At 67.3% G+C, this 24894-nt stretch carries 22 protein-coding genes; 8 read left to right on the top strand and 14 right to left on the bottom strand.

What is annotated here, in order from left to right:
• Nucleotides 1-65: 65 nt before the first annotated feature.
• The gene (gene prpE / locus CEW88_RS17310; protein ID WP_108969231.1) at nucleotides 66-1964 is read left to right on the top strand and encodes a propionate-CoA ligase PrpE; all 1899 of its coding nucleotides are present in this window, start codon (nucleotides 66-68) and stop codon (nucleotides 1962-1964) included.
• Nucleotides 1965-2042: 78 nt separating this feature from the next.
• Here prpE and CEW88_RS17305 read toward each other — a convergent pair whose 3' ends face one another.
• A complete protein-coding gene (locus CEW88_RS17305; protein WP_108969230.1) occupies nucleotides 2043-2756 on the bottom strand; it encodes a DUF4396 domain-containing protein in 714 nt (237 codons plus the stop codon).
• A 56-nt stretch (nucleotides 2757-2812) separates the two neighbouring features.
• Nucleotides 2813-3853 carry a GlxA family transcriptional regulator gene (locus CEW88_RS17300; RefSeq protein ID WP_217626454.1) on the bottom strand — a complete coding sequence of 347 codons (1041 nt, stop codon included), beginning with the start codon at nucleotides 3851-3853 and terminating at the stop codon, nucleotides 2813-2815.
• A 196-nt stretch (nucleotides 3854-4049) separates the two neighbouring features.
• On the opposite strand from CEW88_RS17300, the gene CEW88_RS17295 reads away from it, so the two are divergent.
• The 4 genes from CEW88_RS17295 to CEW88_RS17280 are packed head-to-tail and all read left to right on the top strand — an operon-like array spanning nucleotide 4050 to nucleotide 9200.
• Nucleotides 4050-5303 (top strand): sarcosine oxidase subunit beta family protein, encoded by a 1254-nt coding sequence (locus tag CEW88_RS17295; RefSeq protein WP_108968787.1) that lies wholly within the window; start codon nucleotides 4050-4052, stop codon nucleotides 5301-5303.
• 39 nt (nucleotides 5304-5342) lie between these two features.
• Nucleotides 5343-5645, top strand: a complete 303-nt coding sequence (locus CEW88_RS17290) for a sarcosine oxidase subunit delta (RefSeq protein WP_108968789.1) — start codon at nucleotides 5343-5345, stop codon at nucleotides 5643-5645.
• The gene (locus CEW88_RS17285; protein ID WP_108969226.1) at nucleotides 5642-8644 is read left to right on the top strand and encodes a sarcosine oxidase subunit alpha; all 3003 of its coding nucleotides are present in this window, start codon (nucleotides 5642-5644) and stop codon (nucleotides 8642-8644) included. The genes CEW88_RS17290 and CEW88_RS17285 overlap by 4 nt, the downstream gene beginning before the upstream one ends.
• Nucleotides 8645-8654: 10 nt before the next feature.
• Nucleotides 8655-9200 (top strand): sarcosine oxidase subunit gamma, encoded by a 546-nt coding sequence (locus tag CEW88_RS17280; protein WP_108969224.1) that lies wholly within the window; start codon nucleotides 8655-8657, stop codon nucleotides 9198-9200.
• A 233-nt stretch (nucleotides 9201-9433) separates the two neighbouring features.
• On the opposite strand, the gene CEW88_RS17275 is transcribed toward CEW88_RS17280, so the two are convergent.
• The 7 genes from CEW88_RS17275 to betI all read right to left on the bottom strand — a co-directional run bounded on the left by CEW88_RS17275 (nucleotide 9434) and on the right by betI (nucleotide 17045).
• Entirely contained in the window at nucleotides 9434-10210 is a 777-nt protein-coding gene (locus tag CEW88_RS17275) for a MetQ/NlpA family ABC transporter substrate-binding protein (protein ID WP_108969222.1), read from the bottom strand.
• Nucleotides 10211-10246: 36 nt separating this feature from the next.
• Nucleotides 10247-10921 (bottom strand): methionine ABC transporter permease, encoded by a 675-nt coding sequence (locus CEW88_RS17270; protein WP_108969221.1) that lies wholly within the window; start codon nucleotides 10919-10921, stop codon nucleotides 10247-10249.
• Entirely contained in the window at nucleotides 10911-11972 is a 1062-nt protein-coding gene (locus CEW88_RS17265) for a methionine ABC transporter ATP-binding protein (RefSeq protein WP_108969219.1), read from the bottom strand. The genes CEW88_RS17270 and CEW88_RS17265 overlap by 11 nt, the downstream gene beginning before the upstream one ends.
• Nucleotides 11973-12254: 282 nt before the next feature.
• Complete coding sequence (locus tag CEW88_RS17260; protein WP_108969217.1) at nucleotides 12255-13106, bottom strand: glycoside hydrolase family 25 protein; 852 nt, start codon at nucleotides 13104-13106, stop codon at nucleotides 12255-12257.
• A 128-nt stretch (nucleotides 13107-13234) separates the two neighbouring features.
• On the bottom strand, nucleotides 13235-14893 hold the full coding sequence (betA, locus tag CEW88_RS17255; protein ID WP_108969216.1) for a choline dehydrogenase: 1659 nt from the start codon (nucleotides 14891-14893) through the stop codon (nucleotides 13235-13237).
• 11 nt (nucleotides 14894-14904) lie between these two features.
• Nucleotides 14905-16365 carry a betaine-aldehyde dehydrogenase gene (gene betB, locus CEW88_RS17250; RefSeq protein ID WP_108969214.1) on the bottom strand — a complete coding sequence of 487 codons (1461 nt, stop codon included), beginning with the start codon at nucleotides 16363-16365 and terminating at the stop codon, nucleotides 14905-14907.
• Nucleotides 16366-16367: 2 nt separating this feature from the next.
• Nucleotides 16368-17045 carry a transcriptional regulator BetI gene (gene betI, locus CEW88_RS17245; RefSeq protein WP_108969212.1) on the bottom strand — a complete coding sequence of 226 codons (678 nt, stop codon included), beginning with the start codon at nucleotides 17043-17045 and terminating at the stop codon, nucleotides 16368-16370.
• A gap of 106 nt (nucleotides 17046-17151) precedes the next feature.
• Here betI and choX point away from each other — a divergent pair, with 106 nt between their 5' ends.
• From choX to choV, 3 genes are all read left to right on the top strand, one after another.
• Nucleotides 17152-18072 (top strand): choline ABC transporter substrate-binding protein, encoded by a 921-nt coding sequence (choX, locus tag CEW88_RS17240; RefSeq protein WP_108969210.1) that lies wholly within the window; start codon nucleotides 17152-17154, stop codon nucleotides 18070-18072.
• Between the two features lie 86 nt (nucleotides 18073-18158).
• On the top strand, nucleotides 18159-18998 hold the full coding sequence (gene choW / locus CEW88_RS17235) for a choline ABC transporter permease subunit (protein ID WP_108969208.1): 840 nt from the start codon (nucleotides 18159-18161) through the stop codon (nucleotides 18996-18998).
• A complete protein-coding gene (gene choV, locus CEW88_RS17230) occupies nucleotides 18995-20014 on the top strand; it encodes a choline ABC transporter ATP-binding protein (protein WP_108969207.1) in 1020 nt (339 codons plus the stop codon). Before choW ends, choV begins: the two co-directional genes overlap by 4 nt.
• An 89-nt stretch (nucleotides 20015-20103) precedes the next feature.
• On the opposite strand, the gene CEW88_RS17225 is transcribed toward choV, so the two are convergent.
• The 5 genes from CEW88_RS17225 to CEW88_RS17205 form a co-directional block, all read right to left on the bottom strand.
• Nucleotides 20104-20388, bottom strand: a complete 285-nt coding sequence (locus CEW88_RS17225; protein ID WP_159099648.1) for a hypothetical protein — start codon at nucleotides 20386-20388, stop codon at nucleotides 20104-20106.
• A 113-nt stretch (nucleotides 20389-20501) separates the two neighbouring features.
• Nucleotides 20502-21116: an ABC-type transport auxiliary lipoprotein family protein gene (locus CEW88_RS17220; protein WP_108969203.1), complete on the bottom strand. Its 615-nt coding sequence runs from the start codon at nucleotides 21114-21116 to the stop codon at nucleotides 20502-20504.
• Between the two features lie 4 nt (nucleotides 21117-21120).
• Nucleotides 21121-22839, bottom strand: a complete 1719-nt coding sequence (locus CEW88_RS17215; protein ID WP_108969202.1) for an MCE family protein — start codon at nucleotides 22837-22839, stop codon at nucleotides 21121-21123.
• A 2-nt stretch (nucleotides 22840-22841) separates the two neighbouring features.
• The gene (locus CEW88_RS17210; protein WP_108969200.1) at nucleotides 22842-23648 is read right to left on the bottom strand and encodes an ABC transporter ATP-binding protein; all 807 of its coding nucleotides are present in this window, start codon (nucleotides 23646-23648) and stop codon (nucleotides 22842-22844) included.
• Entirely contained in the window at nucleotides 23645-24766 is a 1122-nt protein-coding gene (locus CEW88_RS17205; RefSeq protein ID WP_108969199.1) for an ABC transporter permease, read from the bottom strand. Before CEW88_RS17205 ends, CEW88_RS17210 begins: the two co-directional genes overlap by 4 nt.
• Between the last annotated feature and the right edge of the window lie 128 nt (nucleotides 24767-24894).

The following is a 24894-nucleotide window of genomic DNA, read 5'->3' as shown; positions in this document are numbered from 1 at the left end:
GTGACAGCTCCGAGCCGTATCAAAATTGCGCACCGCTGTGGAGACGGGCGCGAGGAGGAGGCACCATGGGCTATAAGGACATCTATGCCGGCTGGGCGTCGGACCCCGAGGGGTTCTGGATGCAAGCCGCCGAGGCGATCGACTGGGACAAGGCCCCCTCGAAGGCGCTCTTCGACCGGGGCGCGGGCATGTTCGAATGGTTCGCCGACGGGCTGACCAACACCTGCTGGAACGCGGTCGACCGTCATGTCGAGAACGGCCGGGGCGAGCAGGTGGCGATCATCTGGGACAGCCCGATCACCCACACCAAGCGCGAGATCACCTATGTCGAGCTGCGCAACCGCGTCGCCACCCTGGCCGGCGCGCTGCGGGCCAAGGGCGTCGAGAAGGGCGATAGGGTCATCATCTACATGCCGATGATCCCCGAGGCACTCGAGGCGATGCTTGCCTGCGCCCGGCTCGGCGCGATCCACTCGGTGGTCTTCGGCGGCTTTGCCGCGCGCGAGCTGGCGGTGCGCATCGACGACGCCAAGCCCAAGTGCATCATCGCCGCTTCCTGCGGGCTCGAGCCGAACCGAGTGGTGCATTACAAGCCGCTGCTCGACGGTGCCATCGACGCTGCCACCCACAAGCCCGACTTCTGCGTCATCTTCCAGCGCGAGCAGGAGGTTGCAACGCTGACCCCCGGCCGCGACGTGAACTGGCACGGCTTCCAATACGGCGTCGAGCCTGCCGAATGCGTCCCGGTCGAGGGCAATCACCCGGCCTATATCCTCTATACCTCCGGCACCACTGGCCAGCCCAAGGGCGTCGTGCGCCACACCGGCGGTCATCTGGTGGCGCTGAACTGGACGATGAAGAACGTCTACAACGTCGAACCGGGCGACCGCTTCTGGGCGGCCTCGGACGTCGGCTGGGTCGTGGGTCACAGCTATATCTGCTACGGGCCGCTGATCCACGGCAACACCACCATCGTCTTCGAGGGCAAGCCCATCGGCACCCCCGACGCGGGCACCTTCTGGCGGGTGATCTCCGAGCACAGGGTGAAGAGCTTCTTCACCGCGCCCACCGCCTTCCGCGCTGTGAAGCGCGAGGATCCCAAGGGGGAGTTCGTCAAGAAATACGACCTCAGCTGCCTTCAAGCGGTCTACCTCGCCGGGGAGCGCGCCGATCCCGACACCATCCAATGGGCGCAGACCCAGCTGAACGTTCCGGTGATCGATCACTGGTGGCAGACCGAAACCGGCTTTGCCATCGCTGCCAACCCACTGGGGATCGAGCAGTTGCCGGTCAAGCTGGGCTCGCCCTCGGTGCCGATGCCGGGCTATGACGTGCGCATCCTCGACGAGGGCGGCCACGAGGTGAAGGACGGAGAGCTGGGCGCCATCGCCATCAAGCTGCCGCTGCCGCCGGGCACGCTGCCGACGCTGTGGAATGCCGAGGAGCGTTTCAAGTCCGCCTATCTCACCCATTTCCCGGGCTACTACGAGACCGGAGATGCGGGGCTGAAGGACGAGGAGGGCTATCTCTACATCATGTCCCGCACCGACGACGTGATCAATGTGGCTGGGCACCGGCTCTCGACCGGCGCGATGGAAGAGATTCTGTCGAACCATCCCGATGTCGCCGAATGCGCGGTGATCGGCGTGACCGACCCGCTCAAGGGCCAGCTGCCCATGGGGTTCCTCTGCCTCAACGCCGGCTGCGACCGGCCGCATGACGAGGTGGTCCGCGAGGCGGTGAAGCTGGTGCGCGACCAGATCGGACCGGTCGCGGCCTTCAAGCTCTGCACGGTGGTGGACCGCCTGCCAAAGACCCGTTCGGGCAAGATCCTGCGCGCCACCATGGTCAAGATCGCCGATGGCGCCGAGTTCAAGACGCCTGCGACGATCGACGATCCCGCCATCCTAGGCGAGATCCGCGAGGCGGTGACGCCGCTCGGCTACGCCAAGGCGTCGGCCTGACACCGTAGGCCCTCACGGCGTCGCGCACCCTGCCTTTGGAGTGGCAGGGCGCGCGCATCATGCGCCCCGCTCGAGACATCACCCGTGCTTCATGGCCGAGCCTTGGCGGTGAGCGTGAGGGCTTTCCGTCGAGGGGTTCTCGCCATGATCGGTCATCCGCGGATCCATCATGCCCTCTTTCACGCCGAACTTGAGCAGCAGCAGGTTCACAGGGTAAGCGGCGAAGAGCCCGCAGCTCAGCGAGACGATCATCGAGGACCAGAAGATCACCTCGCCCATCCCGGCATTGCCGGCCAGCGACAGGTCGACGCCGATGGCAACGATCTCCATGACAGCGATCGACGGGGTCTCGGCGATGAAGGTGTCCTTCAGCGCCTTGTGCAGCGGCACGCCGTCCTGCACCAATGGCCCGAGCGTCAGCAGAAAGCCGATGACATAGGCAAAGACGAAGGTGGTGAGCGCCGTGCCGAGGTTGCCGAAACGCAGCAACCCGACGGCGAGCATGACCCCGGTGATCTCGCCCAGCCCGCAGCCCGAATAGCAATGCGCCACCGAGCGGAAGCCGCGTCGCCAGAGACTGTCGGTTATGATCTCCTTGCGGCCGCAGGTCCAGTAGACGGCGAGGCCGATCGGGCCGGAATAGAGCACGGTCAGCCCCCAAACGAGCTTCATCAGGCTCATCAAGTGGGCGTTGTTGCGTCTCAGGTCTCGGATCAGCACGATCTCGGAGGGGATCATCAGCGCCAGCCAGGCGGCGAGGAACCAAGGGGAGGAGAAAATGTCGGTGAGCATGGTTGGCCTCCTTGCCAGAGGCCAACACGCCGCGGCGTGGCAGGGTTCCGACTGGGTCAGTCCGGCCTTGGCAGCAGCACTCCCACGGCCAGCTCCTGATCGCTGCCGCCCCGCGCCTTGCGGTATTCGGCGGGGGTGATACCGCGCTCGGCCTTTAGGGTGCGCGACAGGTGCGGCCCGTCGCAGAAGCCGCAGGCCAGCGCCACCTCGGTCACCGAGGCATCGCTGCTGCGCAGCCGGATCAGCGCGCGCTCGAGCCGCAGCTCCATGTAGGCCTTGAGCGGGGTCTGCCTGAGATCCGCGAGGAACCGCCGTTCCAGCGTTCGGCGAGAGGTCCCGAGTTCGCGGGCGATCTCGTCGATGGGTTTCGGCAATTCGATGTGCTGCTGCATGCGCAGCACCGCGCGTTTCACCAGCTCGTCGCGGGCGCGCCGGGTGAGTGCCTGACCGGGCTGCGCCTTCTCGCCGCTCATCGCCTCGTCGATCATCATGATGTTGAGGCTCTTGACCGCCGCCGACTGGCCGATGTGGCGCTGCACGAGAAAGGCGGCGAGGTGCGCAGCCCCGTGCCCGCCCGAACAGGTCAGCCGGTCACGGTCGACCACGAAAATCTGGTCTGACACCGGCGTCTCCGCCTCGAACCGGTCGACAAAATCCTGGTGGTGGAACCAGCTCACGCAGCAGCGGTAGCCCTTGAGCAGCCCCATCTCCTGCAGGATGAAGACGCCCGTGCAGAGACCGACCACCGGGACCCCCGCTGCTGCCTGCCGCCTGAGATAGGCAAGCTCCGCCGGGCTCAGCGCCACCTCGTCGCTGATCAGCCCGCCGACCACCACCAGGTAGTCGTAGCTCCCGGCATTGCGCAGGCGCGTGTCGGGCTGGACGCGCACCCCGCAGCTCGACCGGACCGGCCCGAGCGTGTCCGAGAGCACGGTCCAGTCGCAGAGGATTGGGCGCGACAGGTCGGCCTCGTCGGCGGCGAGCCGCAGCACGTCGACGAAATTGGCAAAGGCCGAGAGGGTGAAGCGCCCCGCGAGAAGGAATGCGACACGCAGGCGTTTGGTGGGCAAGGCAGACGGCATGGCGGGATTCTTCATGGACTGGCGTAATCCTACAGAGATGCGGCGGGCAGGGGAAGATGCGCCTCGCGCCGCCGAGAGAGCGGCCTCACCGCGTCGGAAATCCGGCTCATGACGCTTCAGTTCATTTTCTGTGGCGCAATTCTACACGTGGAAGTGACCCGGATGGCTTAGCAAGGGTCCCCAGCACTCTCCTCCAATCCGGGGCCCGCCGATGACGCGCTTCAACGCCTTTTCCCTTCTCAAGAACGCCGTGACCGGTCACAAGGACTGGACAGAGCAATGGCCGGACAGCCAGCCGAAGGCCGCGTACGACGTGGTCATCGTCGGGGCGGGGGGGCACGGTCTGGGCGCGGCCTATTACCTTGCCACCCAGCACGGGATCACCAATATCGCGGTGATCGACAAGGGTTGGCTCGGCGGCGGCAACACCGGGCGCAACACCACGATCATCCGCTCCAACTACCTCTACGACGAGAGCGCGCGGCTCTTCGACCATTCGGTCGACCTTTGGCAAAATCTCAGCCAGGAACTGAACTACAACGTCATGTACTCGAACCGCGGCGTGCTGATGCTGGCGCACACCGTGCACGACGTGCAGAGCTTCAAGCGCCACGTGCATGCCAACCGGCTCAACGGCGTCGACAACCGCTGGCTGACGCCGGAGGAGTGCAAGGAATACTGCCCGCCGATCAACATCTCGCGCGGCGCGCGCTACCCGGTGATGGGCGGCGCGCTGCAGGAGCGGGCGGGCACCGCACGGCACGACGCCGTGGCCTGGGGCTATGCCCGCGGCGCGGCGGCGCGCGGCGTCGACATCATCCAGAACTGCGCGGTGACCGCGATCCGGCGCAATGCCGACGGCTCGGTGGCGGGCGTCGAGACCGAGAAGGGCTTCATCAAGGCGGGCAAGGTCGCGGTCTCGGCCTCGGGCCACAACACCCAGGTGATGGCCACCGCCGACGTGCGCCTGCCGCTCGAGAGCATGCCGCTGCAGGCGCTGGTCTCGGAGCCGGTGAAGCCGATCTTCCCCTGCGTGGTGATGTCCAACGCCGTGCACGCCTATTGCAGCCAGTCGGACAAGGGCGAGCTGGTGATCGGCAGCGGCACCGACCAATACGTGAGCTATTCCCAGCGCGGCGGGCTGCCGCTGATCGAGCATACCATCGCCGCGATCTCCGAGGTCTTCCCGATCTTCAACCGCATGCGGATGCTGCGCAAATGGGCGGGGATCACCGACAACACCCCCGACCGCTCGCCGATCATCGGCAAGACGCCGGTGAAGAACCTCTACGTCAATTGCGGCTGGGGCACGGGCGGCTTCAAGGCCACCCCGGGCTCGGCGCATGTCTTCGCCTGGACCATCGCCAAGGACGAGCCGCACCCGATCAACGCGCCCTTCACCCTCGACCGGTTCCGCACCGGCCGGCTGATCGACGAAGCGGCCGCCGCCGCGGTCGCGCACTGACCTGCGCGCGATGATGTCTGCACATTAAGGACGACGCCCATGCTCCTGATTCATTGCCCCTATTGTGACGAGACGCTGCCCGAGGTCGAGTTCACCTATGCCGGCGAGGCGCATATTGCCCGCCCCGAAACCCCCTCGGAGATGAGCGACGAGGACTGGCAGCAGTTCCTCTTCATGCGCGCCAACGTCAAGGGCGACCATTTCGAGCGCTGGCGCCACCTGCATGGCTGCGGGCGGTTTTTCAACGCCGTGCGCAACACCATCACCGACAAGTTCCTCACCACCTACAAGGCGGGCGCGCCCCGTCCCGATCTCGCCGCGCTGAAGGAGGGCCTGAAATGAGCAGCCATCGCGTTTCCGGCCGTGTTGAAGGCAAGGGCCGGGTCAACCCGAGCCGCCCGGTGAACTTCACCTTCGACGGCAAGACCTACCAGGGCTACGAGGGCGACACCGTCGCCTCGGCGCTGCTGGCCAATGGCGTGCACCTGATGGGCCGCTCGTTCAAGTACCACCGCCCGCGCGGGCCGGTGGCGGCGGGCTCGGAAGAGCCCAACGCGCTCATCGGCACCCGCCGCGGCCCGGGCCGCTTTGAGCCCAACACCCGCGCCACGGTGCAGGAGATCTGGGGCGGGCTCGAAACCAGCTCGCAGAACAAGTACCCGAGCCTGAAGTTCGACGTCGGCGCGGTGAACGATGCCGCCTATATGCTCTTCTCGGCAGGGTTTTACTACAAGACCTTCATGTGGCCGCGCAGCTTCTGGGACAAGGTCTACGAGCCCTTCATCCGCGCCGCCGCGGGCCTTGGCGTCAGCCCCACCGAGGAAGACCCCGACAGCTACGCCTCGCGCAACCTGCATTGCGATGTGCTGATCGTCGGCGCCGGGCCCTCGGGCCTTGCCGCGGCGCGGGTGGCGGCAGAGGCGGGCCTGAAGGTCGTGCTGGTCGACGAGAACCCGGAAGTGGGCGGCACGCTGCTCTCGGAGCCGCAGGCGCAGATCGGTGGCACCGCCGCCTGGGACTGGGTCGCCGCCGAGCTGGCCGCGCTGAAAGCGGCGGGCGTGAAGGTGATGACCCGCACCACCGCCATCGGCTATTACCACCAGAACCTCATCGGTCTTTGCGAGCGGCTGACCGACCACCTGCCCAACCTGCCCGCCGACACCCCGCGCGAGCGGCTGTGGCGGGTGCGCGCGAAGCAGGTGGTGCTGGCGCAGGGCGCGCTGGAAAAGCCGCTGGTGTTCCACGGCAACGACCGTCCGGGCGTGATGCTGGCGGGCGCGGCGCAGAGCTACCTCAACCGCTACGGCGTGCTGGTCGGGCAGCGCCCCGTGGTGCTGACCTCGCATGACAGCGCCTGGTACGCCGCCTTCGATCTGGCCGACGCCGGCGCTAGGGTGCAGGCCATCGCCGACACGCGCGAAACCGTTGACGAGGCGCTGCTGACCGGCGCGCGCCAGCGCGGGATCCCCGTCAAGCTCGGCCGCACCGCCACAGCCACCAAGGGCCGCCTGCGGGTCGCCTCGATCCGGCTCAACCCGGTCTCGGGCGGCAAGGTGGGCAGCGGCGAGGAGATCGCCTGCGACGCGGTGCTGATGTCGGGCGGCTGGACGCCCTCGCTGCATCTTTTCTCGCACACCAAGGGCACGCTGGCCTGGGACGAGGACCGCACCACCTTCCTGCCCGAGCGCACCCCCGAGGACTGCGTCATCGCCGGCGCCAGCCGCGGGATCTGGGGCATCGCGGCGGCGCTGAACGACGGCGCCGAGAAGGGCCGGGAGGTGGCGCTGGCGCTCGGCACATCCGCCGACGCGGCCAGCTACACCGTGGCGCAGGACCGCGCCGGCACCGGCGTGTCGCACAAGGAGCTGCCGACCGACCTCAGCCCCGGCAAGGCCAAGGCCTTCGTCGACTACCAGAACGACGTGACCGCCAAGGACCTGCGGCTGGCGGTGCGCGAGGGCATGCGCTCGATCGAGCACGTCAAGCGCTACACCACCAACGGCATGGCCACCGACCAGGGCAAGATGTCCAACATCAACGGCCTCAACATCGCCTCGGATGCGCTTGGAAAGAAACAGCCGCAGGTCGGTCTGACCACCTTCCGGCCGCCCTATACGCCGACCAGCTTCGGCGCCTTCGCGGGCTATCACCGCGGCGGCCACTTCGAGGTGACGCGCAAGACCCAGATCGACCTCTGGGCCGAGGAGCAGGGCGCGGTCTTCGAGCCGGTCGGCCAGTGGCGCCGGGCCTGGTACTTCCCCAGGCCGGGCGAGGACATGGAGGCCGCGGTGCGCCGCGAGTGCAAGGCGACCCGCGCCGGCGTCGGCATCTTCGACGCCTCGACGCTGGGCAAGATCGAGGTGGTCGGCCCCGACGCGGTCGAGTTCATGAACCGCATGTACACCAACCCCTGGAGCAAGCTCGCCCCGGGCCGCTGCCGCTACGGGCTGCTCTGCGGCGACGACGGCTTCATCCGCGACGACGGCGTCATCGGCCGCATGGCGCAGGACAAGTTCCACGTCACCACCACCACGGGCGGCGCGGCGCGGGTGCTGAACATGATGGAGGACTACCTGCAGACCGAATGGCCCGACCTCGACGTCTGGCTGACCTCGACCACGGAAGCTTGGTCGACCATCGCGCTCAATGGCCCCGAGGCCGCAAAGCTGCTCGCCCCGCTGGTCGAGGGCGTCGAGCTGACCGAGGCAGCCTTCCCGCACATGTCCTGCGTGGAGTGCACCGTGGCGGGCATGCCGGCGCGGCTCTTCCGGGTCAGCTTCACCGGCGAGATCGGCTTCGAGGTCAACGTGCCCGCGCCCATGGGCCGCAAGCTCTGGGAGCTGCTCTGGGAGGCCGGGCAGCGCTTTAACATCTGCGCCTATGGCACGGAAACCATGCACGTTCTGCGCGCCGAAAAGGGCTATATCATCGTCGGCCAGGACACCGACGGCACGGTCACGCCTTACGACGCGGGCATGGGCTGGGCGGTGGGCAAGGCCAAGCCCGACTTCGTCGGCAAGCGCGGGCTGGCGCGGCCCGACCTGGTGGCCGAGGGCCGCAAGCAGCTGGTCGGCCTGCTGACCGAGGATGGCAGCAAGCTCGAGGAGGGGGCGCAGATCGTCTTCGACCCCAAGCAGGCGATCCCGATGACCATGGTCGGCCATGTGACCTCGTCCTACCACTCCGATGCGGCGGGCCGTCCCATCGCGCTGGCGCTGGTGCAGGGCGGTCACGGGCGGATGGGCGAGACCGTCCATATCCCGATGCCGGAGCGCACCATCGCCGCCAAGATCACCTCGACGGTCTTCGTCGATCCCGAAAATGCCCGCCTGAAGATCTGAGGAGGCCTTGATGAACGCTCCGCTTTCCGCCTTCCCGCCCGCCACGCAGGTCGAGACACCGGCCGCCAAGGTCAGCTCGATCCTGCCCAGGCCGCGCTTCTCGCTGCGCGCCCGCGGCGACCTTGCACCGCTCGAACAGGCGCTCGGCGTGGCGCTGCCGCGCACGATCGGGCAGACCGTGAAGGGCGCGGTCGAGCTCGCCTGCCTCGGTCCCGACGAATGGCTGGTGCTGGCCGCCGATCCCGCGCCGGTCGTGGACGCCTGCGCCGGGGTCTATGCGCGTCTGCCGCACAGCCTGGTGGAGATCACCGCCCGCGAGGTGAGCTTCGTCATCGAAGGCCCGCGCGCCGCCGAGCTGATGACCATCGGCTGCGCCCGCGACATCGACGCGATCCCGGTCGGCTCCGCCCGCCGCACGCTCTTTGACGGCGCCACCGTGATCCTCTGGCGCGACGCCGAAACCCGCTTCCGCATCGACGTGTGGAACAGCTTCGCTCCGCACCTGCTCCACCTCCTGCAGGTCGGAGCACGCGAACTTGCCGCTGAAAGTGTTTGATGCGATGAGGGTTTTGCCAGAGGTGATGGCTCAAGAAGAGGCGCTCCAGAACGGGGTTGCGCAGAGCAAGACCTTCCTTCTGTCCGTGGTCTTGCCGGCAGGCCCGGGGGAGTATGCGCCGGAGCGCATGGGCTGACACCGGCGCCGAGCACAATGGAAAAGGCCCGCCGCGACATCCGCGGCGGACCTTCGCTTTTCATGGCGCGGCGGGCAGGGCGCCCGCCGACCGCGGCTTACCAGGAGGTCAGCACGGTGCCGTGGTACTTCTCTTCGATGAAGGCCTTGATCTCGGGGCTGTGGTAGGCGTCGATCAGCGGCTTCACCCAGGGCTGCTCCTCGTCGCCCTTACGCACCACGATGATGTTCACGTAGGGGTTGTCGGCGCTTTCCATGGCGATCGAGTCTTCCTTCGGGTTCAGGCCCGAGGCAATCGCGTAGTTGGTGTTGATCAGCGCGGCATCGAGGTCGGCCAGCGAGCGCGGCAGCTGCGCCGCGTCGAGCTCCTGGAAGCGCATGTCCTTGGGGTTCTCGACCACGTCGAGCACGGTCGGCACGAGGCCGGTGCCCTCGGCGAGCTTGATCAGACCGAGCTGTTGCAGCACCAGAAGCGCGCGGCCGCCGTTGGTGGGATCGTTGGGGATGCCCATGGAGCCGCCCTCGGGGAAGCCGTCCAGCGCGGTGACTTTGTCCGAGTAGACGCCCATCGGGGTGGTGATGGTTGTCGCCACCGGCGCCAGTTCGAAACCGCGGTCCTTCATCTGGTTGTCGAGGTAGGGCTCGTGCTGGAACGAGTTGGCCTCGATGTCGCCGTCGGCCAGCGCCTGGTTGGGCACCACGTAGTCCGAGAATTCGACCACGTCGATGTTGAGGCCCATGGGCGCGGCAACCTTCGCCACTTCTTCCATGATCTCGGCGTGCTCGCCCGGCGAGACGCCGACCTTGATGTCTTCGGCCATCGCGGTGCCGGCCATCAGGGCCAATGCGGAGACGAGGGGGATCATACGCTTCATGGGATTTCTCCTTCCATCTGTGTTCTTATTATGGAGTCAGCGGCCGCGGTTGCGCGGCGCGCGCTTGTCGACCAGCCGGGCCAGACCCTCGCCGAGGGATTGCACGAGCTGGACCAGCACGATGAGGATCACGACCACCGCCAGCATCACCTCGGGCATGAAACGCTGGTAGCCGTAGCGGATGCCAAGATCACCAAGGCCTTCGCCACCCACGGCCCCGACCATGGCCGAGTAGCCGATGAGGCTGACGAGGGCGAGCGTCAGGCCAAGGGTAATGCCGGGCAGCGCCTCGGGCACCAGCACCTTGCGGATGATCTGGAAGGGCGTTGCGCCCATCGCCCGGGCCGCCTCGATGAGGCCGCTGTCGACCTCGCGGATGGCGTTTTCGACGAGCCGCGCGATGAAGGGCACGGCGGCGATGGTCAGCGGCACGATGGCGGCAGTGGTGCCGATCGAAGTGCCGGCAATCATCCGGGTGAAGGGGATGATTGCCACCACGAGGATGATGAAGGGCACCGAGCGCGTCGCGTTGACAACGAGGCCGAGCACCTTGTTCACCAAGGGCGAGGACAGCAGCTCGCCGCGTTGCGAGACGGCCAGATAGACGCCGATGGGCAGGCCGAAGAGCGTGCCGAGCGCGCCCGAGATGGCGACCATGTAGAGGGTCTGAAGCGTGGCTTCGATCAGCAGGTTGATGAGGTTAGCCGACATAGCCCAGCACCTCCGTGAGCAGTTCGTGGCGTTGAAGAAAGGCGCGGGCTTCTGCGCCGCGGTCCGCGTCGACCGAGACCAGCAGGTTGCCGAAGGGATGCGGGCCGATCTCCTCGATCGCGCCGGCCAGGATGTTGACCGGGATGCCCAATTCGGAGGTGAGCTTGGCCAGCATCGGGTCGGTGGCGTGTTGCCCGGCAAAGGTGATGCGGATCACCTCCTGGCTGTCGCCTTGCGGGCGCTCGGCGACCAGCTTGCCGGCGATGAAGCTCGGCAGGGTGATGCCGGTGATCCCCGACAGGAAGGAACGGGTGGTCGGGTGCTGCGGGGCGGCGAAGACCTCGTAGGTCGATCCCGCCTCGACGATGCGGCCGCCGTCGATCACCGCCACGTGGCTGGCGATGTCGCGCACCACGGCCATTTCGTGGGTGATCAGCAGGATGGTCAGGCCGAGGTCGCGGTTGATGTCCGCCAGCAGCTTCAGCACGGTCTGGGTGGTCTCGGGGTCGAGCGCCGAGGTGGCCTCGTCCGAGAGCAGGACCTTGGGCTGGGTGGCGAGGGCGCGGGCGATCCCGACGCGCTGTTTCTGGCCGCCCGAGAGTTCCGCCGGATAGCGGCTGCTGAGCTGCTCGAGGCCGACGCGGGCGATGAGGTCATCGACGCGGCGCTTGATCTCGGCGCCGGGCACGCCCGCGATCTCGAGCGGTAGGGCGACGTTGCCGTAGACCGTGCGAGAGCTCAGCAGGTTGAAATGCTGGAAGATCATCCCGACGTCGCGCCGAATGCGCCGCAGCGCCGCGCCGCTGGCGCGGCCGACGTCATGACCGGCGACGGTGACCGCGCCGGAGGTCGGCTGTTCCAAGCCGTTGACCATGCGCAGCAGCGTGGATTTGCCGGCGCCGGAGCGCCCGATGATCCCGGTGATCGTGCCGGGGGCGACGTCGAGGCTGATATCCTCGAGCGCCATGACCTTGCCGGAGCCCTTCTTGTCGAAGGACTTTCCCAGCTTGTCGAAGGTGATCGCGGCACCTGATGTCTGCACGTCGGCCATCCGAGTCTCTTGTTTCCGTCCGGCCTCCTCCCGCGGCGCGATAGACCGGATATGGGCCGGGGACGCAAGCCCTACCGGGCACTTGCGGGCGCAGGGGTACTGTGCGGCGGAGTGTATCATGCCTGCAGGGCTGGGAGGGTGTTCCGGCTTGTGGCAGGGCACGCGGGGGCTGTTCGCCGGGTGGCGGGCCGGGCCGGAGGATGTTCTTTTTGCAAGAGGACAGACGCGTACATGCCTCACCCGGCGCCTGGTCGGTCCCGGGTGAGGATGTGCAGGGCGGCGCTACCCTTGGCTGCGCGCCGCGAGCCAGGCCTGCCAGGTCGCCTCGTTGCCGGCGAAGGCGTTCAAATCCACCGGCCCGCGCACCCCGGGCACCAGCCCGGTGCCGGTGTATTGCCAGAAGCTCCAGCGTTCGTCGGGATAGCGCTCCGAGGGGTGCGCAGTGACCGAGCGCAGCCAGAACTCAGTGCCGCGCAGGCTGCCGAGATCGTTGCGGGCGTAGAAGTCCGGCGTCGTGTAGATCACCGGGGCGGTGCCATAGTGACGCTCGACGATCCGCGAGAACTCGCGGATGCTGGCGCGCACCTCGCTCGCGGGCGGCCGGATGCGGCAGGTGGGCGAGAGGTGGTTCCACTCCATGTCGAGGATCGGCGGCAGGTCGCCGCGCCGTTTGGGCACGTTGGCGATGAACCACGCGGCCTGCTCGTGCGCCGGGCGGCAGAAGTAGTAGAAGTGATAGGCACCGACAGGCACGCCCGCGGAGCGGGCCCCCGCGGCGTTCTGCCCGAAGGCCGGGTCGATGTGATCGCCACCCTCGGTCGCCTTGAGATAGCCGAAGCGGATACCCGCGCCGCGCGCCGCGTGCCAGTCGATCACGCCCTGATAGCGCGCGGCGTCGAGCCCATGCACAGGGTAGCGGGCCGGGCTGATTGCGCCCCAGTCATGCGGCTTGGTGTCGCCGAAGCGGTGGGGGATGCCGGAGGCGCGGTTCTCTCGCACGTAGAGCGCCTGGGTTTCGCTTGGGGAGAGGGTCGCGGTGCGCGGCGCCGAACTGCCGCAACCACCCAGGGTTGCCGCCAGTGCGACGATCAATGCGCCCGCCCTGACCCATGGTCGGGGGGATGGGGTGATCATTTTCTTGTCCTGCTCTTGCCTGGGACAAGCGTAGCCTGAAAAGTGAGTCGCGGCATCAGGGAGTTGTGCAACGCCGGGTCATCCCCGGGCAGCATCCGCGCCGCCGGTGTGGCGGCGCGAGAAAGGCGTCAGCGCTGTGCCGTTCTCCACTCCGGATGTACCCACGGCTGGGCGTTGTCGCGGGGCAGAGGGTGCTTGCCGAGGATGTGATCCGAGGCCTTCTCTCCGGTCATGATCGAGGGCGCGTTGAGGTTGCCGTTGGTGATCTGCGGGAAGATCGAACTGTCGGCAACGCGCAGCCCCTCGACGCCGATCACCCGGCACTCGGGATCGACCACGGCCATCGGATCGGAGGCCGCCCCCATCCGGCAGGTGCCGCAGGGGTGGTAGGCGCTTTCGGCATGCGCGCGGATGAAATCGTTCAGCTCCTCGTCCGTCTGCACGGCGTCTCCGGGCTGGATCTCGTGGCCACGGTAGGGGGCAAAGGCCTCCTGGCCGAAGATCTCGCGGGTGAGGCGGATGCAGGTGCGGAAATCGACCCAGTCATCCTCATGCGACATGTAGTTGAAGAAGATGCTGGGGGCGTGCTTGGGGTCGGCGGACTTCAGCGTCACCGCGCCCCGCGACTTGGAGCGCATCGGGCCGACGTGGGCCTGAAAGCCGTGGCCTTCGGCGGCCGCCTTGCCGTCGTAGCGCACGGCGATGGGCAGGAAGTGGTATTGGATGTCGGGGTATTCCACGCCCGGCTTCGAGCGCACGAAGGCGCAGCTCTCGAACTGGTTCGAGGCGCCCGGGCCCTTGCGGGTGAAGAGCCATTGCGCGCCGACATAAGCCTTGCCGAAGAGGTTCCAGTACTTGAACAGCGACACCGGCTGCGTCGCCGCCTGCTGGATGTAGAGCTCGAGGTGGTCCTGAAGGTTCTGCCCGACGCCGGGACGGTCGGCGACGACCTCGATGCCGTGTTCCCTGAGGTGCTCGGCCGGGCCGATCCCCGAGTGCATCAGCAGCTTCGGCGAGTTGATCGAGGAGGCCGCGAGGATCACTTCCTTGCCGGCCGTGATCACCTCGACCTTGCCCTTGCGCTCGATCTCGAGGCCGGTGGCGCGGCCGTTCTCGATCACGACCTTGCGTGCGAGCCCGCGCACCACTTCGACATTGCCGGTGGCGATGGCGGGCTTGAGGTAGGCCTTGTAGGCCGACCAGCGCTCGCCCTTGTGGATGGTCGCGTCGAAGGGGCCGAAGCCCTCCTGCTTCTCGCCGTTGTAGTCATGGGTCGCCTCGTAGCCCGCCTGTACCCCAGCCTCGACGAAGGCGCGGGTGAGCGGGTTATCGCGCTTGCCGCGCGAGACGTGCAGCGGGCCCGAGGTGCCGCGCCAGTCCGGATCACCGCCGTGACCGCCCTCGTGCCAGCTCTCCATGCGCTTGTAGTAGGGCAGCACGTCGGCATAGGCCCAGCCCTGCGCGCCCATCTCTTCCCAAGTGTCGAAGTCCCGCGCGTGGCCGCGCACGTAGACCATGCCGTTGATCGAGGACGAGCCGCCCAGCACCTTGCCGCGCGGCGTCGCAAGGCGGCGCCCGCCAAGATGCGGTTCGGGCTCGGACTCGAAGCCCCAGTCGTAGCGCTTCATGTTCATCGGGTAAGAGAGCGCGCCGGGCATCTGGATGAAGGGGCCCGCGTCCGTGCCGCCGAATTCCACCACGATGACCTTTTTGCCTGCCTCGGCGAGCCGGTAGGCGATGGCGCAGCCTGCCGAGCCCGCGCCGACGATGACGTAGTCCGCCTGCATCACGGCCTCCTTCAGAACGGGGCTTCGGTCGGGTTCATGCCGACGTAGACCGATTTCACTTGGCTGTAATGCGCGATGGCGGCCTTGGAGTTCTCGCGGCCAACACCCGACATCTTGGAGCCGCCGAAGGGCGCCTCGACCGGGGTGAGGTTGTAGGCGTTGATGTAGCAGGTGCCCGCTTCGAAGCCCGCGGCCATGCGGTGCGCGCGGGTAAGATCGGCGGTGAACACACCGGCGGCAAGGCCGAACTGCGTGTCGTTCGCGCGGGCTAGTGCTTCGTCCTCGGTGGCGAATTTCAGCACCGACATGACCGGGCCGAAGATCTCCTCGCGGGCGATGGTCATCTCGTCGGTGACATCGGCAAAGAGCGTCGGCTCGATGTAGAAGCCCGCGCCGTCCAGCACCTTGCCACCCTTCACCAGCCGCGCCCCTTCTTCGACGCCCTTGGCGATGTAGCCCTCGACAATGCTGCGCTGGCGGGCCGAGACCATCGGACCGATGGTGGTGGCCTCGTCCATCGGATCGCCGATCACGGCGTTCTCCATGCGCTCGGCGACCCGGGCGACGAATGTCTCATACAGCCCCTCCTGCACGAAGACGCGGGTGCCGTTAGAGCAGATCTGGCCGGTGGAATAGAAGTTGCCGTTGATCGCGGCAGCGACGGCGCTTTCGAGGTCCGCATCGTCAAAGACCACGATCGGGGACTTGCCGCCCAGTTCCATGGTGACATGGCGGATGCCGTCGGCGGCGGCGGCGTAGACCTTGCGGCCCGTGGGCACCGAGCCGGTGAGCGAGACCTTGTCGACGCGCGGATCCGTGATCAGCGACGCGCCGACGGCGCCATAGCCCTGCACGACGTTGAAGATGCCCGCAGGCGCGCCGGCCTCGATCAGGATCTCGGCGAGCTTCAGCGCCGTCAGCGGCGTCATCTCGGAGGGCTTGAAGATCATCGCATTGCCGCAGGCCAGCGCGGGCGCAGCCTTCCAGCTGGCGATCTGGATCGGGTAGTTCCAGGCGCCGATGCCGATGCAGACGCCGAGCGGCTCGCGGCGGGTGTAGACGAAATCGCCGCCTGCCACCGGGATGTGCTCGCCGGTCAGCGTGCCGGCAAGACCGCCGAAGTATTCCAGCGCATCGGCGCCCGAGGCGGCGTCGGCAATCAGCGTCTCGGACATCGGCTTGCCGGTGTCATGGGTTTCGATCTCGGACAGCTCGCGGTTGCGCGCGCGCAGCAGGTCAGCCGCCTTGCGCAGCACGCGGCCGCGCTCTGTGCCCGACAGTGCGCCCCATTCGGCCTGCGCGGCTTCTGCCGAGGCCAGCGCCTGCTCGATGATCGCCGGGGTGGCGGCGTGCAGGGTGGCGATCACCTCTCCGGTGTGGGGGTAGATCACCTCGATCTTTTCGCCTGCGGTGTCATCGACATAGGCGCCGTTGATGAAGTGGCTGCCAGCGGGTTGGTAAGCAGAGGTCATGATTACTCCTGAGGTCCTGCAAGGGGGGCCATGGGCGCCGGATCGGCGTCCGCCATGGAGATGTCGTCGTTTTCGTGGACTTCGGTGCATTCGGCGGCGATGGCGCGCAGCACGTGCTGCGCCCCCTCCGAGCCGTCGACCGCGCCGACCGCCTCTTCGGGCGGGCGCAGCATCTTGGTGTCGAGCGCGTAGCGCAGATAGAGCCCGTCGATCAGGCCACCGATTCGCCGTGCCACATCCGGGGCGCGTTCACCGATTCTGGGGCGCAGCGCGTAGACCAGATTGCTGTGCAGCCGGCGCTGATAGAGATAGAGCAGCCGCCGCGCCTCTTCCGAGCGCAGCGCGAGTGCGTAAAAATTCACCCATGCCGAGATCGCCTCGCGGCGGAAGCTGCCCATGCCGAAACTGGCCTGGACGATGGCATTGACGCGGTCTTCGGGGGTGATGGCGCTCGCTAGCGCCCGGGTCACGTCTGCCTTGTAGTCCGACAGGATAGACCGCATCGCGGCGAGAAAAAGCGTGTCCTTGTCGTGGAAGTAGTGGAACGCGAGCCCCGGCGAGACCCCGGCGCGCTTGGCGATCTGGCTGGTCGTGACGTTGAGCGTGCCCGAGGCACCGATCTCGCGGATCGTCGCAGCGATCAGATCCCTGCGTCTTTCTTCCTCGGATTTGCGGGCCATGTGGGGCTCCCAGAGATTTTTGGTTGCTTTTCCGGGATAGCCTGTCATTAATTGACTCGTCAATCAATATCTCAGATTCATCACGCTAACCTCAAAAGGGGACCCTATGAAACTCGTACTGACCACCTCCGCCATCGCTCTTTGCGCAAGCGCCGCCGCTGCAGATTGCTCCAAAGTCAGGTTCTCGGATGTGGGATGGACGGACATCACCGCCACCACGGCAGCCACCACGACCGTGCTGGAGGCGATGGGCTATGACACTGAGATCAGCGTGCTTTCCGTGCCGGTGACCTACGTGTCGCTGGAAGAGGGTGACATGGATGTCTTCCTCGGCAACTGGATGCCCACGATGGAGGCCGACATTGCCCCCTACCGCGAGGCCGGCACCGTCGACACGGTGCGCGCCAACCTCGAGGGCGCGAAGTACACGCTGGCCACCAATGCCGCAGGCGCCGCGCTGGGAATCAAGGATTTCGCCGACATCGCCGCCCACGCCGATGAGTTGGACGAAACCATCTACGGCATTGAGCCCGGTAACGATGGCAACCGGCTGATCATGGACATGATCGAGGCGGATGCCTTCGGGTTGAAGGACTTCGACGTCAAGGAAAGCTCGGAACAGGGCATGCTGAGCCAGGTGGCACGCCTGTCGAAAAAGGACGACCCCATCGTCTTCCTCGGCTGGGAGCCGCACCCGATGAACGCGAACTTCGATCTTACCTACCTGTCGGGCGGGGATGACTGGTTCGGCCCGGACTTCGGCGGTGCCACGGTCTACACCAACACCCGCGCGGGCTATGTCGAGGAATGCCCGAACGTCGGCAAGCTGCTGACCAACCTCGAGTTCTCGCTGCAGATGGAGAACGAGATCATGGGCGCGATCCTCAATGACGGCGAGAAGTCGGACGCGGCGGCGGAAGCCTGGCTTGCTGCGAACCCCGACGTGCTCGACAGCTGGCTCGACGGCGTGACCACGCTGGACGGCGAGCCGGCGCTTCCGGCGGTGAAATCGGCCCTGGGTCTCTGATCCTGGCTGTCGCAGCTTGGCTTTGCGTTCCGGCGCGGAGCCAGACGACATCCTTCTCCTGACTGCTCATCATAAGGAGCGCAGCCTTGGATTGGCTCACTTCATACAAGATTCCCGTCGGCGACTTCGCGGCCTTCATCTTCGAGGGCATCCGTGACCACGCCGAGGGGCTGCTCGACCTGCTCTCCGTCGTTCTCGAGGCGATGATTGAGGGCATCCTCTGGGTTCTGCAGGAACCCAACCCGTTCTTCATCATCGCCGCCTTCATACTGATCGCCTGGCTTCTGCAGCGCAGCTGGAAGGTCTGTGCCTTCGTCGCGCTCGGCTTTCTGTTCATCCTCAATCAGGGCTACTGGGAGGAGACCACGGAGAGCCTGACGCTGGTGCTGTCGGCCTGCGTGGTCTGCATGGCGATCGGCGTGCCGGTGGGCATCGCTGCCGCGCACCGGCCCCGGCTCTACGCCGTGCTGCGCCCGGTGCTCGATCTGATGCAGACGCTGCCCACCTTCGTCTACCTTATTCCGGCAATCGTCTTCTTCGGCATCGGCATGGTGCCGGGGCTCATCGCCACGGTGATCTTCGTGCTGCCCGCGCCGATCCGCCTGACCCAGCTCGGCATCTCCTCGACGCCGCAGCAGCTGACCGAGGCCGTCCGGGCGTTCGGGGGCACCAACCGCGACGTTCTGTTCAAGGCCGAACTCCCCTATGCGCTGCCGCAGATCATGGCGGGGCTGAACCAGACCATCATGCTGGCGCTGTCGATGGTGGTGATTGCCGCTCTGGTCGGCGCTGACGGGCTCGGCGTGCCGGTGGTGAGGGCGCTCAACCAGGTGAACACCTCGCTCGGCTTCGAGAGCGGACTGGTGATCGTGGTCGTGGCCATCCTGCTCGACCGCCTGCTCAACCTCGGAGGCGACAAGAAATGACCACGGCCGTGAAGATCGACAATGTTTCCATTGTCTTCGGTGATGCGCCGGAAGAGGCGCTGCCGCTGATGGACCAGGGGCTAGACCGCGCCACGATCCAGAAGAAGACCGACCAGGTGCTCGGCGTGCACGATTGCTCGCTCGACGTCGAGGAGGGTGAGATCCTCGTGCTCATGGGCCTTTCGGGCTCGGGAAAGTCGACGCTTCTGCGCGGCGTCAACGGGCTCAACCCGGTGGTGCGCGGCGGCGTGCATGTGCGTGAGGGCGCGCGCATGGTCAATGTCACCGACGCCTCCTCCGCCGACCTGCGCCGCATCCGCCGCGAGCGGGTGGCCATGGTGTTCCAGCAATTCGGCCTGCTCCCCTGGCGCTCGGTCGCCGAAAACGTCGGGCTCGGACTGGAGCTGGGCGGCATGGGCAAGGCGGCCCGCCGAGCCAAGGTGATGGAGCAGCTCGAACTGGTCGGCCTGTCGAACTGGGCCGACAACAAGGTGGGCGAGCTTTCGGGCGGGATGCAACAGCGCGTCGGCCTTGCCCGCGCCTTTGCCACCGAGGCACCGATCCTGCTGATGGACGAACCCTTCTCGGCGCTCGACCCGCTGATCCGCAGCAAGCTGCAGGACGAGCTGCTGGAACTGCAGTCCAAGCTCAAGCGCACGATCATCTTCGTCAGCCACGATCTCGACGAGGCCTTCAAGATCGGCAACCGCATCGCGATCATGGAGGGCGGTCGCATCGTGCAATGCGGCACGCCGAACCAGATCGCCAGTGATCCGGCGAACGACTACGTGGCCGAGTTCGTGGCCCATTCCAACCCGCTCAGCTTCCTGCGGGCCAAGGACGTGATGAAGCCCTCAGAAGCGCCCGCCGAGGTCGAGGTCGACGAGGAGACGCCGGTGCTCGAGTTCGCCGCCGCGATGACCGAGCGCAACGCGCCGGTGGCGGTGACGCGGGGCGGCGTGCGGATTGGCACGGTGACCCCCGCAACGCTGCTGGAGCGGCTGGTGGCGCAGTAGGGCCCTCTGGGCGATGCAGCGAAAAGGCGCGGCTCTGGCTGCGCCTTTTTCAGTGTCCGGTGGTTTGGGCTCGCAGCGCGGGGAGCGGCTCAGCCCGAGTAGACCAGCAACAGGTTCACCCGTGTTTGGCGCCGCCGTGCCTCGCGCTCCAGCAGCGCCTGCCTGCGCGCGAGCTGCAGCTTTTCGAGCGCCCTCTGCCGCGCGTTGTAGAGCTGGCGCACTTTCGAGCCGCGGTTGCCGATCTGCACCGACAAATGCGTCTGGCGGCCCGGGAAGAACCCGGCTAGGTTGCTCTGCGCGGCGCGAAAGGCCGCGTCCGCCTCGATCCAAGCGCTGTAGGTTTTCAGCAAAAGTCGTCGTGATGCGGAAGCCATGCGTTCCTCCCCAGGATGAGCCTCGTCTCGACAGACCCCGAGTATAGGCGGCGCGGCGCCGCCTGTCAGCACCGCGAAGTGACGCAGGGGGAAGATGTGAATGAACGAGAGGCTCAGCTCCCGGCGCGCACCGCCCAGGGCAGGATCTCGGAGACCATCCGCCGCGAGGCCCGGTCGAAGGCGGCGACGACGGTCGTGGTTTCGTCGTCCGCCGCGGGTTCGCGCACCTCGAAAGTGCGGCTCGCCACCACCGCCGAGTCGCGCTCGCGCACCAGTCGCAGCATCAGCCGCAGGTGCACCGAGACCGGCCCCTCGGAGCCAAGGCTCTCGGCCTGGAAATCTGTCAGCTCGCCCAGCAGCGCGTAGTCGCCCTGCGCGCCAAGTGGCGCGCGACCGACCGAGGCAAAGGCGCCGGTCTCGGCAAGGCTGCGCACCAGAAGCGTCTGCAGCATGGCGGGGGTCTCGTCGGACCAGCGCGCGCCGGGCAGGTATTGTGCCTGAAGCGGCGCGGGCCGGATCATGATGCGGTCGGTGCTCAGCGCGCCGCTGGCGATCGGCGGCTCGACCACAAGCTCGGCCCAGCCGCGCCGCGCCGCGCCCTCGATGGCGGGCGTTTGCAGCTCGTAGACATCGAGCGCTTCCGAGGCGCTGTCGAGCGCCGAGATCGCGGCGCAGCCGGAGGTGCCGAGCGCGAGGGCGAGGACGGGCAGGAGGGGTCTCGGGAACATGGGGCTACCTTCGGTATTCTGGGGCACGGTCGTCGAGGAAAAAGCGGGTCGGGTTTCGACGGAGCTGCGTGGTGAGCGCGTCGAGATTGTCGATGAGCGCGCGCGCCTCGGCGGCGAGCCGGCTGAACTGCGGCAGGGCGGTGGCGCTGAAATCGCGCAGGGCCGGGCGGGTCTCGCCGACCGCGCCCTCGAGTCCCGAAAAGGCCGCGGCGGCGGATCTGCTGGCGGCGCGCAGCTCGCTGGTGATCCCGGGGATGTCGCCCGACACCTGGGAGATAGCCGCCTCCAGCTCGGCCAGGGTGCCGCGCAGCTGCGCCGCGATCGGGCCGAGTTCCTGGCTGATCGCCCGGTCGGCGCCGTCAAAGGCCCGCTCGGCGGCCGAGAGCGCGCGGTCACCCGTCTCCAGCGTGCCATTGATCGAGGAGAGCGTGACATTGGCCGCGGCGAAGGTCGAACGCGCCGCCTCCAGCGTCTCCGAGGCCTCCCCTGCGAGCCCGTCGAGCTGCCCGGAGGCCGAACTGAGATCGGCGCCCACCGTTTCGATGGTCTGCACCGCCGAGCGGGTGGCGGTGCGGATGTCCTCGAAGATGGCGCTCAGATCGGCACCGGTGCTGTCGCCGAAGCCCTGGATCACCGAGGTCGCCTCGGCGGTCGCGGTGCGTAGCTCTGCGATCAGCGCGGCACCGTCGCCGGCGAGCAACCCGTCGAGTCGCTGCGCCGCCCCGTCGACGCTGCGCGAGGTCTGCGACAGATCGGCGATGAGCCCGTCGAGACCAGCCAATGTGCCCTGCGCCTCGGCCAGCCGGGCGCTGGCGGCGCTACCGGTCTCGGTGAAGGTCTCGGCCAGGGTCTCTGCGCGCTCGCTCAGGCGGGCGAAGCGCGCCTCGATCTCCGAGACTGTGCCCTGAAGCTGCTCGGTCGCCGGGCCCAGCCGGTCGGTGATGTAGCTCTCTGCCGCGGCAGCGGTCCCGGTGCCCTGGGCGACAAGTGCGCGAGCCTCTTCAGACAGAGTGGTGATCGCGCGCAAAGTCTCCTGCGCGTCGGCGAGCACGCCCGCCACGTCACCGGTCATACCCTCGACGCTGGCGTTGAAGCGGTCCATCTGGTCGGTGAAGGTCGAGACCGCACCGGTCACGCCGGAGACATCCTGCAGCGTCTGCGACAGCTCGGCCGAGGCCTGCTCGACATTGGTCAGGATGGTGACGACACGCTGCTGGTTCTCGGAGCCGAGGAGGGTACGCAGGCTGCGCACCAGCTCCAGCGTCTCGTCGAAGATCTCGGGCGCGGATTCAGTGAGCGATTGCAGGGCCGACTGGCCAGCGTCGATACGCGGCACCTGCTCGCCGGTCTGATCGGACAGCAGCCGCGCGCCGGGGCTGCCCGGGGCGATGCTGACATAGCTGACGCCGGTGACGCCCTGCGCCTCGATTGTGGCAGTGGAGTTGCTGCGCACCGGGGTGCCCGCGGTGACCTCGACGCGGACCCGGACCGTGCCGTTCTGCTCCGGCGAGAGGCCGAGGCCGACCACCTGTCCCACCGGCAGCCCGGCAAAGCGCACCTCGGAAGCGATCGACATGCCCGAGACCGAGGGGAAGTCGATGTCGTAATAGTCGAACTGCTTGTCCAGCTCGACGTTGGCGAACCACAGCAGAAAGCCGAGCAGCCCGACAAAGCCCGCGATGGCGAAGGCTCCGACAAGCACGTAGTTGGCGCGGGTTTCCATGGTCAGTCAGCCTCGGTCTTGGTGTCGGTCCAGACCGCGTCGCGCGCGAGCCGCGCTCTCGGTCCGGTGAAATATTCCTGCACCCATGGGTGATCGACCTCCAGCATCTGGGGCAGCGTGCCGGTGGCGAGCACCCGCTTCTCGGCCAGCACCGCGATACGGTCGCAGGTTGCATAGAGCGTGTCGAGATCATGGGTGACAAGAAAGACGGTCAGTCCAAGCGCGTCGCTTAGTGTGTTGATCAACTCATCGAAGGCCGAGGCGCCGATCGGATCGAGCCCGGCGGTCGGCTCGTCAAGGAAGACGATCTCGGGGTCGAGGGCCAAAGCCCGCGCCAGCCCGGCGCGCTTGCGCATCCCGCCCGAAAGCTCCGACGGGGCGGCATCGCCTGCGCGGTAAGGCAGGCCGACGAGCGAGATCTTGAGATCCGCCAGCGCCCGCCGCAGCTCGGGTGTCAGCTCGGCGATGCGGCGCAACGGCACCTCGACATTCTCGCGCACGGTGAGCGAGGAGAAAAGCGCCCCGTCCTGGAACATCACCCCCCAGTGGTCGTCGAGCCGAGCGCGGTCTTCCGCCGAGGCGGTCAGCACCTCGGTTCCGAAAGCCTCGATCCGGCCCGCGGTCGGGCGCTCGAGCCCGGTGATGGCACGCAACAGCACCGACTTGCCGGTGCCCGAGCCGCCGACCACGCCCAGAACCTCGCCCCGGTAGACGTCAAGGTCCAGACCGTCGTGCACCACGTGGGTGCCGAACTGGGTGCGCAGCCCGCGCACGCGGATGAGCACCTCTTTGTCCTGTTCCGGGCTCACAGTCCCACCTCGGCAAAGAAGATCGAGAACAGGGCGTCGGCGACGATGACCGCGAAGATGGCGGTGACCACGGCGCTCGAGGTCTGCCGCCCGAGCGATTCCGCGTCGCCCTTGACTTGCATCCCGGCGTGGCAGCCAACCACGCCGATGATCACCGCGAAGACCGGCGCCTTGATGAGCCCCACGACGACGTTGCTGATGTCGGTGTCAGAGATCAGCCGGGTGCGGAACATCGAGGGCGAGATCCCGAGCTCGATCCAGGACATCAGCGCGCCACCGAAGAGCCCCATGATATCCGCGATCAGCCCGAGGATCGGCAGCATCAGCAACAGCGCGAGGATGCGCGGCACGAAGAGCACCGTCACCGGGTCGAGTCCGAGCGTGCGCATAGCGTCGATCTCCTGGCGCATCTTCATCGAGCCGATGGCGGCGCAAAAGGCCGAGGCGGTGCGGCCCGCGACGATGATCGCCGTAAGCAGGATCCCCAACTCGCGCAGCACCGAGATCGCAATGAGATCGACCACGAAGACCTCGGCCCCGAACTGCCGCAGCTGGGTCGCGCCCTGAAACGCGAGAACAACGCCGATCAGGAAGGCCATGAGCGACACGATCGGCACGGCCCGCAGGCCGACATCGTCGCAATGGGCGACCAGCGCCGTGAAGCGGAACTCGCGCGGGTGGATGACCGCGCGGAAAAGCCCGGAGAGGAACATTCCGAGAAATTCCAGCAGCCCGCGCAGGAAGTGCAGCCCGCCTATGACCCGGCGCCCCGTCGTCTCGAGAAGCGCCGTAAGGCCTGTCGGGGTGGCGGGCGCGGGCTCGGGCACCGGCAGGGCGCGGCGTACCGTGGCCAAAAGCAGATCGGCGGCTTCGCTCGCGCCGCGATAGCGCAGCGCGCCGCCTTGTGCCGCGACCCGGCCTTCGTAGGTGGCCAGCGCCCAGGCCCCGGCGGTGTCGATCCGCGTGACCCGGGTGAGGTCGATGACCGGGGCAGGCGGCGCCGCGAGCAACTGCGCCTGCAGGCCCGCGAGTTCGCGCACCGTCAGCGGTCCCGAAAGGCGGATGACCTGCCCGGAGCCTGATTCTTCGTGCTCGACCTGCAACCCGCTGCTGTTCATGGATGCGTGGGCTCCCCGCGTATCGTTCTCATTTTGAAAGCTTTTGCCCCGCTGCACCAGCCCATTTCGCGGCGAAGGGCAGGGCGCTTTGACGCAACCGGCGCGGCATGCGCTGCCGAGGCTTTTAT

The organism is Alloyangia pacifica (genome assembly GCF_003111685.1).
Lineage (GTDB): Bacteria > Pseudomonadota > Alphaproteobacteria > Rhodobacterales > Rhodobacteraceae > Salipiger > Salipiger pacificus_A.
Note: the sequence above shows the minus strand (reverse complement) of the source record. Positions and strands in the feature narration are given on the sequence as shown.

Excerpts from the sequence above, each read along its gene's own strand:
- CEW88_RS17265 (WP_108969219.1), bottom strand. The coding sequence starts at position 11,972 with ATGGCCGACGTGCAGACATCAGGTGCCGCGATCACCTTCGACAAGCTG.
- CEW88_RS17225 (WP_159099648.1), bottom strand. The coding sequence starts at position 20,388 with ATGGCTTCCGCATCACGACGACTTTTGCTGAAAACCTACAGCGCTTGG.
- CEW88_RS17260 (WP_108969217.1), bottom strand. The coding sequence starts at position 13,106 with ATGATCACCCCATCCCCCCGACCATGGGTCAGGGCGGGCGCATTGATC.
- CEW88_RS17290 (WP_108968789.1), top strand. The coding sequence starts at position 5,343 with ATGCTCCTGATTCATTGCCCCTATTGTGACGAGACGCTGCCCGAGGTC.
- CEW88_RS17300 (WP_217626454.1), bottom strand. The coding sequence starts at position 3,853 with ATGAAGAATCCCGCCATGCCGTCTGCCTTGCCCACCAAACGCCTGCGT.
- betA (WP_108969216.1), bottom strand. The coding sequence starts at position 14,893 with ATGCAGGCGGACTACGTCATCGTCGGCGCGGGCTCGGCAGGCTGCGCC.
- CEW88_RS17220 (WP_108969203.1), bottom strand. The coding sequence starts at position 21,116 with ATGTTCCCGAGACCCCTCCTGCCCGTCCTCGCCCTCGCGCTCGGCACC.
- betI (WP_108969212.1), bottom strand. The coding sequence starts at position 17,045 with ATGGCCCGCAAATCCGAGGAAGAAAGACGCAGGGATCTGATCGCTGCG.
- CEW88_RS17205 (WP_108969199.1), bottom strand. The coding sequence starts at position 24,766 with ATGAACAGCAGCGGGTTGCAGGTCGAGCACGAAGAATCAGGCTCCGGG.
- betB (WP_108969214.1), bottom strand. The coding sequence starts at position 16,365 with ATGACCTCTGCTTACCAACCCGCTGGCAGCCACTTCATCAACGGCGCC.
- CEW88_RS17270 (WP_108969221.1), bottom strand. The coding sequence starts at position 10,921 with ATGTCGGCTAACCTCATCAACCTGCTGATCGAAGCCACGCTTCAGACC.
- choV (WP_108969207.1), top strand. The coding sequence starts at position 18,995 with ATGACCACGGCCGTGAAGATCGACAATGTTTCCATTGTCTTCGGTGAT.
- prpE (WP_108969231.1), top strand. The coding sequence starts at position 66 with ATGGGCTATAAGGACATCTATGCCGGCTGGGCGTCGGACCCCGAGGGG.
- CEW88_RS17215 (WP_108969202.1), bottom strand. The coding sequence starts at position 22,839 with ATGGAAACCCGCGCCAACTACGTGCTTGTCGGAGCCTTCGCCATCGCG.
- CEW88_RS17305 (WP_108969230.1), bottom strand. The coding sequence starts at position 2,756 with ATGCTCACCGACATTTTCTCCTCCCCTTGGTTCCTCGCCGCCTGGCTG.
- CEW88_RS17295 (WP_108968787.1), top strand. The coding sequence starts at position 4,050 with ATGACGCGCTTCAACGCCTTTTCCCTTCTCAAGAACGCCGTGACCGGT.
- CEW88_RS17280 (WP_108969224.1), top strand. The coding sequence starts at position 8,655 with ATGAACGCTCCGCTTTCCGCCTTCCCGCCCGCCACGCAGGTCGAGACA.
- CEW88_RS17275 (WP_108969222.1), bottom strand. The coding sequence starts at position 10,210 with ATGAAGCGTATGATCCCCCTCGTCTCCGCATTGGCCCTGATGGCCGGC.
- choX (WP_108969210.1), top strand. The coding sequence starts at position 17,152 with ATGAAACTCGTACTGACCACCTCCGCCATCGCTCTTTGCGCAAGCGCC.
- CEW88_RS17285 (WP_108969226.1), top strand. The coding sequence starts at position 5,642 with ATGAGCAGCCATCGCGTTTCCGGCCGTGTTGAAGGCAAGGGCCGGGTC.